10 protein-coding genes are annotated in these 13,744 nt (G+C 60.9%); 8 read left to right on the top strand and 2 right to left on the bottom strand.

Features of this window, described 5'->3' with window-relative positions:
- Positions 1–16 precede the first annotated feature (16 nt).
- Positions 17–1,504 (bottom strand): phospholipase D family protein, encoded by a 1,488-nt coding sequence (locus tag AU182_RS07925; RefSeq protein WP_066967714.1) that lies wholly within the window; start codon positions 1,502–1,504, stop codon positions 17–19.
- Positions 1,505–1,847: 343 nt separating this feature from the next.
- Between AU182_RS07925 and AU182_RS07920 the strand changes: the two genes are divergently transcribed.
- Complete coding sequence (locus AU182_RS07920) at positions 1,848–3,362, top strand: arylsulfatase (RefSeq protein WP_082859298.1); 1,515 nt, start codon at positions 1,848–1,850, stop codon at positions 3,360–3,362.
- A 72-nt stretch (positions 3,363–3,434) separates the two neighbouring features.
- On the opposite strand, the gene AU182_RS07915 is transcribed toward AU182_RS07920, so the two are convergent.
- Positions 3,435–5,777 (bottom strand): multiheme c-type cytochrome, encoded by a 2,343-nt coding sequence (locus tag AU182_RS07915; RefSeq protein WP_066963338.1) that lies wholly within the window; start codon positions 5,775–5,777, stop codon positions 3,435–3,437.
- A 170-nt stretch (positions 5,778–5,947) separates the two neighbouring features.
- On the opposite strand from AU182_RS07915, the gene AU182_RS07910 reads away from it, so the two are divergent.
- The 7 genes from AU182_RS07910 (at position 5,948) to AU182_RS07880 (ending at position 13,713) form a co-directional block, all read left to right on the top strand.
- Positions 5,948–6,985: a MoxR family ATPase gene (locus tag AU182_RS07910; RefSeq protein ID WP_066963331.1), complete on the top strand. Its 1,038-nt coding sequence runs from the start codon at positions 5,948–5,950 to the stop codon at positions 6,983–6,985.
- An 8-nt stretch (positions 6,986–6,993) separates the two neighbouring features.
- Positions 6,994–8,013 (top strand): DUF58 domain-containing protein, encoded by a 1,020-nt coding sequence (locus AU182_RS07905; RefSeq protein WP_066963328.1) that lies wholly within the window; start codon positions 6,994–6,996, stop codon positions 8,011–8,013.
- Positions 8,003–8,557, top strand: a complete 555-nt coding sequence (locus AU182_RS07900; protein ID WP_066963324.1) for a DUF4381 domain-containing protein — start codon at positions 8,003–8,005, stop codon at positions 8,555–8,557. Before AU182_RS07905 ends, AU182_RS07900 begins: the two co-directional genes overlap by 11 nt.
- On the top strand, positions 8,554–9,564 hold the full coding sequence (locus AU182_RS07895; protein ID WP_227718174.1) for a VWA domain-containing protein: 1,011 nt from the start codon (positions 8,554–8,556) through the stop codon (positions 9,562–9,564). Before AU182_RS07900 ends, AU182_RS07895 begins: the two co-directional genes overlap by 4 nt.
- A complete protein-coding gene (locus tag AU182_RS07890; RefSeq protein WP_066963318.1) occupies positions 9,561–11,231 on the top strand; it encodes a VWA domain-containing protein in 1,671 nt (556 codons plus the stop codon). Before AU182_RS07895 ends, AU182_RS07890 begins: the two co-directional genes overlap by 4 nt.
- Entirely contained in the window at positions 11,228–12,535 is a 1,308-nt protein-coding gene (locus AU182_RS07885; protein ID WP_066963315.1) for a BatD family protein, read from the top strand. The genes AU182_RS07890 and AU182_RS07885 overlap by 4 nt, the downstream gene beginning before the upstream one ends.
- 167 nt (positions 12,536–12,702) lie before the next feature.
- Entirely contained in the window at positions 12,703–13,713 is a 1,011-nt protein-coding gene (locus AU182_RS07880) for an HAD family phosphatase (protein ID WP_066963313.1), read from the top strand.
- The last annotated feature ends 31 nt before the right edge of the window (positions 13,714–13,744 follow it).

The following is a 13,744-nucleotide window of genomic DNA, read 5'->3' as shown; positions in this document are numbered from 1 at the left end:
GAGCGCTGGCGGGCTGCTAGATCTGGGACTCGACCGGCAACCACCCCAGCAACCAGGCAAGGGTGCGTTGCCACCAGTGGGTCTCCGGCTCCCGGTATTTAACCAGGGCGTCGCCGTCTTTGTCTTCTGCGCGCCACGCCAGATTGCCCGAGTCCAGCAGCTGTAGCGACCAGGCGGAATCCGGCGCAACCCATTCGGTGAATAGCGAATTCAACTGCTGGTTGATTTCGGAGTTCTCCATCAGCAATCCAATCTCCGTGTTTTGCAACAAAGATCGGCCATCGAGATTGATTGACCCCACAAATCCGAGATTGTGGTCAATCACAAAGGTTTTGGCGTGCAGCGTCGCTTTGGACTCCCCATGGAACCATTTCTTGCGCCGCTCCTCACCGGCTTGCGTGCGCAACTCCCACAGGTCAACACCCGCTGCCAGTAACCGTTTGCGGTAGCGCGCATAAGCCCCGTGAACAATGGCCACGTCATTACTGCTCAGGGAGTTGGTCAGGATACCCACCTTGACCCCCTGCTTTTCCAGCCCGGTAAACAGCTCGGTGCCAATCACACCGGGAATGAAATAGGCTGCAGTAATCTTCAGCCGCTCCGTGGCGCCGTGGAGAATTTTCTCCAGCTGAACCCCGGGATATTCATGGCGCGGGATATCGTCCTTGCCCAGTGCCTTCTCCGGCGGGTCCGCCAATAACCTGGCCTTTCCCCACTGGAACGGAATGTCGCCATCGGCGAGCGCCGCTGCCATTTTCGATTTCTTCAACGCGCGCGCAAATTCGCTGTCCTGTTCATCCGCCAGCAATTTCCGGGTGCGTTTGCGCAGTTCGTCCAGTGTGTGTGTATCGTCCTCGTCCAACAACAGCTCGGTTACCTGAACCGATACCAGGTGTTTCCAGTACTCGTCGAATACCTTGCGGGCCTGCGGTAGCGCTTCACCAATGGCCAGCACATCGACATCCAGAAACTCCACCGATGAGCGGGAAAAATATCCATCGGCAATATTGCGGCCGCCGGTGATCATCGCCAGCCCGTCAGCCAGTAATAGCTTGTTGTGCATACGATGGTTGATACGCCCGAAGTTGGCCGCCTGCTCCAGCGCACGCCGGAAGCCACTGCGCCCGCCCACCGGATTAAACACCCGGATCTGCATATTCGGGTGTCGATCCAGAGCAAGTATCCAGGGGTTGACCACGCGCGTCCCCAGGTCATCCACCAGCAGGCGCACGCGCACGCCGCGATCCGCGGCCTTCAACAGCAGACTGGTGAGCAAGTGACCGACGCTGTCGTCTTCATAGATGTAATACTTGAGATCGAGTGAAACCGTGGCTTCCTCAATGAGCACCGCCCGCGCAACAAACGCCGACAGGCCATCATCCAGCAGGTGAAAGCCAGACATCTCGTCGGATTTACTCGCCGCAACCGCGTGAATTCCTTCCGCGAGCGGAGAATCTGTGGGGGGCTCCAGGCTAATGGTGACCGGTCTTTGTTTTGCGGGCATATCACTGTCGTTGGAATTTCCGCACCCCGCAAGCAGCGCCACCAACACACTCAGGCTGAGTACCAGGGGTGCAGACTTAGATGTGGGCGTGGGTGTCATGACATTCAGGAACCTGCCGTTTGCTCGTCATCCGCGCTACCGCGCGCCGCAGCTCGGATCGCGCGCTAGGCAGTACGCTGCATAGTGCCCAGTGAGCGGAAGACGCGCGCCGGTAAAGTTTCACCACAGAGTCTAGCTGCTCGTAGCTACCAGGGGGCTTATCCATTGGCACCGGATTAACCCCAGCCTTGTAAACACTCAACTAAGCTTTCCGGGAAACTTTATGCTGGTATAAGGAGTCCCCTTGAAAGCGATACCGTTGTTAGCCTCCGCCGCGTGCCTGCTCATCGGGCTCGCCACATCCATCGGTGCACAAGCCGCCGAAAAGCCAAATGTTCTCGCCATCATGGTGGATGATGTGGCACAGGTTTCGCTGAGCGCCTATTCACACGGCATGACCTACCCCACCCCCAATATCGATCGGATCGCCAACGAGGGCGTACTTTTTACCGATCACTACGCGCAACCCAGCTGCACCGCGGGCCGCGCCGCCTTCCTGATGGGGCAGCTGCCGGTGCGCACGGGCCTGACCACCGTCGGGCAACCCGGCAACCCACTGGGTATCAAAGAGGCGGACCCAACCCTGGCAGAGTTTCTGAAGAAGCAGGGCTACATGACTGCGCAATACGGTAAAAACCACCTGGGGGATCTGGACGAACACCTGCCCACCCGACACGGGTTTGATGAGTTTTATGGCAACCTCTACCACCTGAATGTATCGGAGGAACCGGAGCAGGAGGATTATCCGAAGAACCCGGAGTTCAAGAAAAAATTTGGCCCGCGCGGTGTCATTGAATCCTACGCCGACGGCAAAATATCCGATACCGGCCCCCTGACCCGCGAGCGCATGGAAACCTTTGACGAGGATATTCTCAAACGCAGCCTGGACTTTATGGAGCGGGCAAAAAAAGCGGGCAAACCGTTCTTTATCTGGCACGCAACCAGTCGCATGCACGTCTATACCCATCTGAAGCCGGAAAGCCGTCACCTGGCCACCATGCTCAGTTCGGAAGACGACGTGTTTGGCAGCGGCCTGATCGAACACGATGGCCATGTGGGCCAATTGCTGGACAAGCTGGATGAGCTGGGCATTGCCGAAAACACCATCGTTATCTACACCACCGATAACGGCCCGGAGCAAAGCAGCTGGCCGGACTCAGGCACCACAAAATTCCGCGGTGAAAAGATGACGACCTGGGAAGGCGGCGTGCGCGTGCCGTTTCTGGTGCGCTGGCCCGGAAAGATTCCTGCGGGCCTGAAACGCAACGGCATCTCCTCCCACGAGGACGTATTTCCCACCATTGCCGCGGCACTGGGTGAATCGAACCTGCGGGAAACACTCAAGAAGTCAGACAAGGTGTATATCGACGGGGAAAATAACCTCGACTACTGGATGGGAAAAACCGAAAAATCCGCGCGCAACAAGATCTTCTATTACTACGAATCCCAGTTGACCGCGCTGCGTGTAGGACCTTGGAAAATGCATTTTGCCACCAAGCCCGGTGGCCGCTACTACGAGGATATGATTACCCACACCATGCCCAAGCTGTTCAACCTGCGCAAGGACCCAATGGAGCACTACGATGGCGTCACGGGGTTTCACCAGATTATGCGCAAAAGCTGGGTCATGCAGCCGGCCATTCAGATCCTGAATGAACACCTGGAAACCTTTAAAGAATTTCCACCCCGCCAGAAGGCGGCTTCGCTCAATATCAACAAAGCCATCGAAGCAGCCATGCAGGTCAACGAAAGCCGCTAGGCTCGTTTACCCACACTGCTTACAACAAAAAAGCGCGGCCCATTGGCCGCGCTTTTTTGTTGGTATGGATAGCTATTGCATCTGCTGCTGGTAGCGTTGTGCCGCCGCCTCGTTCCCTTGCTCACGGTGGATCGACACCAGCGCCGAAAGAATCTGCCGGTCTTCCGGGAAGCGCGCCAGGCCCCGCTCAAGCTCTGCTATCGCCTGCGCCGGTTTGCCCTGTGAATTGAGCGCTATAGCGTAGACATAAACATAACGGGCCGTTGCCGATTCGCTGTGGGCGGAGGCCTGCAACATCGCAAGCGCTTCCGACATTCTCTTCTGCCGCACCAGAGCGAGCCCCAATGTGTGCTGGATCGGCGCCTTGTCGAAGGCATTGTCCAAAGCGCTGCGCAACAGCGCCTCACTATCGGCCTCGCGACCACTGGCTCGGTACAGGTCCGCCAGGTTGATAACCCCGGGGGTAAAATACGGGGCAAGCGCAACCGCCTCTTTCAACAAACGCTCCGCCTCCACAAGATTCCCTTCACGCCCGCGCAGCGAGGCCAGGTTGACCAGGCTTTCCGGGCGATCGCTGTTGAATTCCGCCGTTGCCACATAATCCGCCAATGCCACTTCATAGCGATTGCGCACTTCTTGCGGATACTGTCCGAGTGGTGCTCCTGCCATGGCGCTGGCGGCGAGGGACGCGGTGACCCGCTCATCCTCGTACAACAGCGGAATAGCCAGCGCCGGGCGCACTTGCTGCGGCACCTGATCCAATGACTGCGCCAGGCCCAGGTGCTGGAGCGCATCATCTCCCTGGGCGATGACCTGCAGTACCTGCGCACTGGTCTGGGACAGATAACGGGGCAGCATGGATACCGCAGTGGCGCGGACGATCTCCGGCTGTTGATCGTCCATCACCAGTTTCAGCAACCGGCTCTCCGCATCTGCGGCGCCGGTACGGGCTGCGTACAGTGCCTCGCCATAATGTGGGTCCGGCTGGCCGAATTTTTTCTCCAATACTTCCGCAGCCCAGAGATTGTTCTGGTCGGTATGGCAGCCGGTACAGGCATTGGGGGAGCCAATTTTTTCCGACAGGTCCGGGCGCGGCACGCGGAAACTGTGATCCCGGCGCGCGTCCACCTGCATGTACACCTTGTCCGGCATATGGCAGCTCACGCACTGGGCCCCTGCGCTGCCCGCGGGGTGAAAGTGATGCTCGGCGGTATCGAACTTGGTGGGCAGGTGGCACTGGGCGCACACGTCGTTCCCCTGGGCGCGCAATTCCAGGCTGTGGGGGTTGTGGCAATTACTGCAGGTCACACCGGCGCTGTGCATCTTGCTCTGCAGGAATGAACCCCACACGTAGACTTCATCGTTGATCTGGCCGTCTGCATGGTAAAGCCCCTCGCTCAACAGCGCGGGGTGGAAGAAATCCAGGTAATCGTCCGCGGGCCGCACGCCGGGATGCTGGGTGCCGCGCCGGGAATGGCACTGGGCACACATCGGAATCTCCTGCTGGGTCGGCACATCGTTCTGCAGGTGGGCGATGCCGGTCACCGCATCCATGGCCCAGCGCCCCTGGCGGCGGCCATCGAAACCGATGTCAAAGCCCCGGCTCGTATCCGCCGTGCGCTGCGGTTCCGGTTTGCCCGCCCACGCCAGGTGCTTGCGGCCCGGCCCATGACAGGATTCACATCCCACATTGATTTCAGACCACTGGGTAGAAAAGGTTTGCGATGCCGGATCGTAGTTTTTGTGCAGATTGGTGGAGTGGCAGTCCGCGCACTGGAAATTCCAGTTCTGGTTGATACCGGTCCAGTGCAGCGGATCATCCGGTTTGATTTCCTCATCCGGGTACAGATGGAACCAGCGCTGCCCCCCCTCCTCCTTCGGACGGGAATCCCAGGAAACACTCAGCGCCTGCAACCGGCCACCGGGGAACTCGATCAGGTATTGTTGCAGCGGGTAGACACCGAAGGTGTAGGCAATGGGGTAGTCGTGCAGCTTTCCATCCGGTCCATCGGTGCGCACAAAATATTTGTCATCGCGCTGGTAGAACGTGGACTCGGTACCGAAGTAGTCGAAGGTTGTGTTGTCGAAATTCCCCACCACGGTTTCTGCATTCGGGGTTTTCATGGCCAGGTCGTGATGGGATTTCTGCCAGTCTTCGAAGGCCTGCTGGTGACAACTGGCACATTGTGCCGCGCCCACGTAATCCGGATGCGCTCCCGCCTGAGGCTGCTGCCCGGTCTCGCCGCGTGCAGGCTTGGGCATAGACATGGACGACGGCGATGCGGCATCCGGCGCTGTGGGCGCCGCAGGGGCAGAGCTCGCGCTACGGCTACCCTCCGCCTCACCCGAGCCCGCTTCTTTGTCACAGGCACTGACCAGCAGTGTCAACAGCAGTAAGAGTATTGGCCGACGCATCGAGACTCCAGATCTTATTCTTTATTGGCATCGAGTATAGCGACTTGCGCCATCTTCCTCAGCTTGCGATCTGCTAGCGTTAATAAGAACCGGAAATAAGAACCGGAGCATCGATGGCCGGGCGACGATCGATGGCCGGACGAATAACCATGGCCAAGGAAGGAAACGCCATGACCGCGAGGGAACAAATTGCAGCGCTTGAAGACGGCATGGGCCGTACCATTGTCGGCCAGCGGGAGGTTATCCGGCGCCTGATTATCGGTCTGCTGGCTAACGGTAACCTGCTGGTGGAAGGCCTGCCCGGTCTTGCCAAAACCCGCGCCATCAAAGCGCTGGCAAAAAACCTGGAGGCGAATTTCAGCCGCATCCAGTTCACCCCGGACCTGCTGCCGGCGGATGTTACCGGCACCGATATGCTCTACCGCGACGGGGGGAAATCCGAGTTCCGGTTTCACCCGGGCCCGATCTTCGCCAACATCGTCCTCGCCGACGAAATCAACCGCGCCCCGGCCAAAGTGCAATCCGCATTACTGGAGGCCATGGAAGAGCGCCAGGTTACCGTGGCCGGCAATACACACAGCATGCCGCCGCTGTTTATGGTGATGGCCACCCAGAACCCCATCGAGCAGGAGGGCACCTATCCCTTGCCTGAAGCGCAGATGGACCGCTTTCTGATGCACGTGCTCATTACCTACCCGCCGGTGCAGGACGAGGTACAGGTGATCGAACTTGTGCGCAGTGAGGAAATTGCCGCGGCCCAAAGCAATGGCAGTGGCAGTGGCAGTGGCAGTGGCAGTCTCGATGGCAACGCCGCGCAGGCTACAACACCCGCGCCGGCGGCAAACGTCATTCCGCAACAGGCGATCTTCGACGCGCGCCGGGAAATCGCTGACATCCATGTCTCCGCCGCCATGGCCCGCTATATGGCCGACCTGGTTGCCGCGAGCCGTCACCCCAAGGATTTTTCTCCGGAGCTGGCGCGCTGGATTGAGATCGGCGCCAGCCCGCGCGGTTCCATTGCCCTGGATAAGGCCGGGCGCACCAATGCCTGGCTGGAAGGACGGGATTATGTGGACCCGCAGGATATCCACGCGATTATTCACGACTGCCTGCGCCACCGCCTGGGTCTGAGTTTCGAGGCCCAGGGTGAGGGCATCACCGCCGACCGGGTGATTGATCAGTTGCTTGAAAACGTCGCCCTGCCCTGAGCTGCGCCATGTTCAATTTCTTGCAACGCAGCCGCAGTCATAGCCGTGCCGGGATCGCCCGGGTCACAGCCCCGCAAAAAACACCGGACCCACGGATTCACGTGGACCTCGCGCACCTGCAGGCCCTGGAGGGTCCGGCGGAAACCCTGAATTTACTGCCGCGACAGCCCGCGCGCAGTGTGCTGGCCGGACGCCACGCCTCGCGCCTGCGCGGGCGCGGCCTCAATTTCGAAGAACTGCGGGAATACTGGCCATCGGACGATGTGCGCGCCATCGATTGGAAAGTCACTGCGCGCACCGGCGAGCCCCATGTGCGTGTGTACAGCGAGGAGCGCGACCGGCCGACGCTGATTGTGGTGGATCAGCGCATGTCGATGTTCTTCGGAACCCGCTACGCGATGAAATCGGTTACCGCCGCCGAGGCAGCCACCCTCGCCGCTTTCGCGGTGCTCAACCAGGACGATCGCGTCGGCGGCATTGTGATACGCGACGACCGGCTCTACACCCAGCGTCCCAAGCGCAATCGCCGTGCACTGATCCGCTTGCTCACCGAAATTGCCCGCGCCAACGGCGCCCTGCATGCCGACGCGCCGCCCGTCACTCCCACGTCACTGGATACGGTGTTGCAGGCGGTGGCCAATATCGCACGCCGCGATCATCTGGTTCTGCTGATCAGCGACTTCGACGTGGTCGGCCCCGCCTCCGATCGTCTGCTCGCCGGCCTTGCCCGCCACAACGATGTGATTCTGGTGCCGGTAACCGACCCCACGGGTGAGGTGATGCCGAGAGGTTTTGTCAGTGCCATTTCCGATGGCAACCAGCAGGCCACTCTGGACACGGGTGACCGCGCGATCCACGACGCACTGGGCCGGTTCAATCGCGAACGCCACGAGGCGATCCAGCGCTGGCATCGCCGCTACGGTATTCCGCTGGCACCGCTGTCGGCGGGTGAAGAAACACTGCCGCAATTGCGTCGCCTGTTAGGTCTGGCTACCCCGGCAAAGGAGGCGACGGACCATGCAGGGTGACACGCCACCACCCTCGGAGACCACGCTACCGGATCTGATCGCGCAGCTGGCACCGCCACCGGTGCCAGAGCGCGTTTCCCTGTGGCCGCAAACACCGCTGGCCCAGCTGTTGCTGGGTATGGTGCTTTTAGTGTGTCTGTACGTGGCGTGGCGGGCTTACCGCCATTACCGCGCCAATGCCTACCGCCGGGCGGCCCTCAAGGCATTGCGCCATGCTGGCGACAACCCGGGGGAAATAGCTGCCCTGTTGCGCCGCACCGCGCTCGTGGCCTATCCCCGCGCGCAGGTGGCCGGACTCACCGGCGAGCGCTGGCTGGCGTTTCTGAACCGGCAATATCCGGACGATGCCTTCCGCAGCGAAACCGGTGAATCCCTGCTGCGCGGCGCCTACCACGGCTACCCGCCAAACCCCGCACTCACACAGGCGGCGCGAGACTGGATTCGTCATCATCACCGTGAAATTTTGCAGGTACACACACCGGCAAATCATCCCAAGGCATCGCCCAACCCCCAACCCTCACCCAAGCACGAGACATCGCCGTGAGCAGCCTGTTCGCCAGTGTCAGCTTCGCCGCACCCTGGGCCTGGTTGCTCCTGCCCCTGCCATTGCTGGTGTGGTGGCTGGCACCGCCCCACCGCGAGCGCGTACCGGCGATTCGCGTGCCTTTCTTCCAGCGTATCAGCGAGCGCCTGGGGTTAACCCCCAGCGCCGGCGCCACCGTGCGTGGCCATCGTCTGTGGCAGCTGGTATTCGGCGCGCTCACCTGGTTGCTCCTGGTCACTGCCCTGGCGCGCCCGGAGCTGGAGGGCGAGGCGGTGACCCTGCAGAAGCCCGCACGGGACCTGATTCTCGCGGTGGATATTTCCGGCTCCATGGAGCAAGAGGATTTTGTGGACGCCAATGGTGCGCGCCAGCAGCGCCTGGCTGGCGTCAAGCAGGTACTGGCGGAATTCCTCAAGGGGCGTGAGGGCGAGCGGGTGGCGCTGATCGTGTTTGGCTCCCGGGCATTCGTACAGGCACCACTCACCACCGACCTCGACACGGTGCTCGAGCTGCTGCAGCAGACAGAAGTCGGCATGGCCGGCCCACATACCGCCCTCGGCGATGCCATCGGCCTGGCCATTCGCCAGTTTGAAAGCAGCGAGGTAACGCAGCGGTTGCTGATTTTGTTAAGCGATGGCAGCGATACCGCAAGCCGGATGAGCCCGGTGAATGCCGCCGCCATCGCCGCGCAACGTCAGGTGAAAATACTCACCATCGGTGTCGGTGACCCACAGGGGGAATCGGAGAATAGACTGGATCAGGAAACACTCACCGCCATTGCCCAGCGCACCGGCGGCGAATTTTACTTCGCCAATGACCAGCAGGCATTGACCCGTGTCTACCAGCAGATAGACGCGCTGGTGCCGAAGAAAATCGACAGCGAAACCTACCGCCCACATCGCAGCCTTGCCTACTGGCCACTGGGCGCGGCGCTGCTGGTGTCACTGCTTGGGTTGGGCCTGCACCTGTTGATCCGCCGGCACTGGCCACCGGGGGCAACCCCATGAACACACTCAGCGGCGAACTCTCTGCGTTTGTCACCGCCTTCCATTTCCTGCGCCCCCTGTGGCTGCTGTTCGTCCCCCTGATACTCGTTGTCTGGTGGTGGTTGCGCCGCCCGGGCGACAAGGCGCTGCACACCCGGTTCGCGCATATCGCCCCGCACCTGGCGCGCGCGCTCAGCGTGGGAGAACGTCATACACGACACTGGCTCGTTTTTCTTCCCATCGACAGCCTCGCGCTTCTCCTGACAATTCTGGCCGTCGCCACCGCAGGCCCGGCGTGGACGCGGCTGCCCGATCCTTTGATGGCCCGCACTGCACCGCTGGTGGTGGTGATGCAGGTCAATCAAAGCATGACGGAAAAAGACGTCGCGCCCAGCCGTCTGGAGCGCGCCAAACAAAAAGTCTACGACCTGCTGGAGCGCCGCGACGGTGCCCCCACCGCCCTGATCGCCTATGCGGGCACGGCCCACCGGGTGGTGCCGCTCACGGAGGACCAGAACCTGTTGCGGCCGTATGTCGAGGGGTTGGCCGCCGACGTCATGCCAAGGGAAGGCAACAACGCCGCCGGCGCGCTTGAACTGGCAGAACAGGTGCTGAAAAGCGCAGAGATGCCCGGCGGCATTCTGTTCCTTACGGACGGCATTGAATCCCGCGACCTCGACGCCTTCAATCAGCGCGACCGCGACAATGGGCTGGGCTTGTTGATCCTGCTTCCAGGCAACGCGCGTATTCCCGGTGCCGGGCAAGTGAGCGCAGCAAAGGTCTCCCGCGTTACCCCGGATCGCCGCGACATCGACGGCTTCGTGCGCTACTTCGACAGCAGTTTCAAACAGACACTGGCGCGGGATGAAAACCTGCAATGGAATGATCGCGGCTGGTGGCTGGCCTGGCCGGCTGCACTGCTGGCGTTGCTGTGGTTCCGCCGCGGCTGGGCGCTGCAACTATCCAGCCAGGTACCCGCCCAGTCGCGCACCCGGTCGCGCACTGCACATCGAGCCAGCACGATCGTGTTGATTCTTTTCGCCTGCAGTATCGTGGCAGACCTCACCCTCACCCGGGCACGCGCGCAATCGCCCACGTCGGCGGTGGCCGGTAAAGAAATACCACCAGAGAACGACTTTCTTTCCCGGCTGTTTACTCCCGACCAGCTCGGCCAGTGGCTGATGGGGCGCAAGGAATATGCCCGCGCCGCCAACGCCTTCGCCGATCCCTATCGGCGCGGCTATGCCGAGTACCAGGCGGGTCATTACCAAGACGCCGCCAATACACTGGCCACACTCACCAGCCCGGAAGCTGTATTTACGCGCGCGATGGCTCAGGTAAAAAGCGGCCAGTACCAGGACGCCATCGCCGGTTTTGAGCAGGTGTTGCGTATGGATGTGACCTTTCCCGGCGCAGAGAAAAACTTGCAGCTCGCACAGGAAATTCTCGCCTACATGGAAAAATCCCGCGGTGATGAGGATGAAAAAGAACAACAGGCAGACAGTGATGACGACAGCTACGACAAACAGCAACAGAAGGAAGTCCAGTCGCCGCAAACACCGGGCAATGAAGCACCGGTGAACCCCGAGCAGTGGATGTCGACACTGGACACCAGCACCGGCGAATTCATGAAACAGCGGTTTGCGGCCGAGGTGTCTTCCGGCCAGGCCGGGGGAGACGTACCATGACCGCGTTGCCCCGGCTCCGGCGCCTGCCGTTTTCCGGCGTGGTCTGGTTACTGTTGACGGTCATCCTCTCAGTCATCTTCACACGCGCAGTCGCCGTCAGCGCCCAGACAGCCGACGCGAATCCTCCGTCGGAGCCTTCGAACAAGCCCATGGTGCAAACCAAGCTGTCGCAATCGGACGTCGTGCCCGGGCAGGCAGTCACCCTGCAGATTACCGTACTGGTGCCCACCTGGCTCACCCAGCCACTGGCGCTGCCCTCCCTCGACCGCCCCAACCTTTCGGTCACATTGCCCGAAAAATCCACGGTGTCCACCAGCCAAACCATCAATGGTGCCACCTGGTCCGGCGTTATTCGCGAGTATCAGCTGGTGCCACTGACCCCCGGCACGTTCCAGCTCCCGCCCACTACGCTGGAGGTCCACTACCGCAACCCGGATGGTAGTGGTGACCTAATGGCGCAAGTCCCGCTCAACGCCGCGGTAGTGACTGCGTCGGCGCCGAAGGGCGCAGAAACCCTGAAACCTTACATTGCCGCCCGCGAACTGACCCTGGAACAAAAGATCGAGGGCGACCCGCAGAGCCTGCGACCCGGCGACAGCTTCAGCCGCACGGTTATTGCCACCATTGAAGGCTCCACGGTCATGTTCTTGCCACAAATGCTGAACACCAATACCCCCAGCGGCCTCGCCGCCTATGCGGATACCCCCAGGGCCGAAGATGGCGGCAATGGCAACGGCGGCACCCGGGTGGAAAAAGTCACCTACGTGGCGGAATCGCCAGCGCGGGGAGAACTGCCGGCCATCACCCTGCGATGGTACGACCTCGACGACGGAAGCATTCAAATCAGCACGCTGGACGCCATAGACGTACGAGTAAAAGGCGCCCCAATCGCACGCCCGCGCTCGCGGGAGGCCTGGCTGATCACACTGGCACTGCTGGGTGGCCTGGGGTGGCTTGCGTGGCGCTACCTGCCGCCCTTCATCACGCGCATTCGAAAACGTCACACCGAACGGCAGCAGGCCGATGGCACCGCATACGTGCGGCAGCTGCAGGCGGCTATCAAGCAGCGCAACTATGCGGCGACTCTGGCAGCGGCCATGTCCCTGAGAGGCGAAGGCGACTACATCCGCTCCGAGATCCCGCCCGCCCTGCTGGCCCTGGGCCGCGCCCAGTATGGCAACACCCCGGCTTCCGCCAGCACGGCGCCGTTATGGCAACGCCTGGAGCTGGCCACGGACGCCTTCGCCGCAGGACGTCGTGCGCACAAAAACCCGCAGGCGCTGCCCCCGCTGAACCCCTCCTGAGCGGCCCCAATTACAGGCATTGCCAAAAAACCGACAAGTCATTCTCTATCCTGACGGCTTATGAAAAAAAAATATCATGCGCCAACCGCCGGAATGAAAATGGCGAGCTAAGGTTTAAGAGAAACGGTTTCACCCATGCACTTCACTCCCGTACTTTGGGAAGTTCTATGCGTTTTCTGTATTCATTTCGCCAACTGCTCTGCGCTGGCGTGCTGCTACTGTTCAGCTCTGGCCTGATCAGTACCAGCGCCCGCGCCGATCCGTTGCCCTCCTGGCAGGATGGCCCTACCAAGCAGGCCATTGTCGGCTTTGTCGACAAGGTCACCAAGAAGGGTTCCCCGGACTTCGTCCCCCCCAGCGAGCGTATCGCGACCATCGACAACGATGGCACCCTCTGGTCGGAGCAGCCCGCCTATTTCCAGCTGTTTTACGCCATCGACCGGGTCAAGGAGCTGGCGCCCCAACACCCGGAATGGAAAACCCAGGAGCCGTTTGCCTCGATTCTCAAGGGAGATATGAAAGGTGCCCTGGCGGGCGGTGAAAAAGGCCTGCTGGAAATCGTTGCCGCAACCCACGGCAACATCACCACCGAGGAATTCAACAAGAGCGTCAAGCGCTGGCTGAAGACTGCGAAACATCCCACCAAGAAACAGCCCTACACCACCCTGGTATTCCAGCCCATGCTGGAGTTGCTGGACTACCTGCGTGCGAACGATTTTAAAACCTTCATCGTATCCGGCGGCGGCATCGATTTTGTGCGGGTTTTCTCCGAAGAAGTTTACGGTATTCCCCCAGAGCAAGTGGTCGGTAGCAGCCTCAAGGCCCGTTACGAAGTGCGCGATGGGAAACCGGTATTGGTAAAACTCCCGGATATCTACCTGATCGATGACAAGGAAGGCAAGCCCGTGGGCATTCACCAGATCATCGGGCGCAAGCCAATATTTGTCGCCGGCAATTCCGACGGCGACTACCAGATGCTGGAGTGGGCCACCGCCGGTGACGGCCCGCGCTTCGGCATGATCGTGCACCACACCGATGCCGAACGCGAGTGGGCCTATGACCGCGACTCACCGATCGGCAAGCTGAACAAGGCGCTCGATGACGCCAGCGAAAAAGGCTGGACCCTGGTCGACATGAAAAATGACTGGAAAGTAGTGTTCCCCTCAGACAAGCAATGACCTTACCGGCGCACCACCGACCGGATTCACA

Source organism: Microbulbifer sp. Q7 (assembly GCF_001639145.1).
Lineage (GTDB): Bacteria > Pseudomonadota > Gammaproteobacteria > Pseudomonadales > Cellvibrionaceae > Microbulbifer.
Note: the sequence above shows the minus strand (reverse complement) of the source record. Positions and strands in the feature narration are given on the sequence as shown.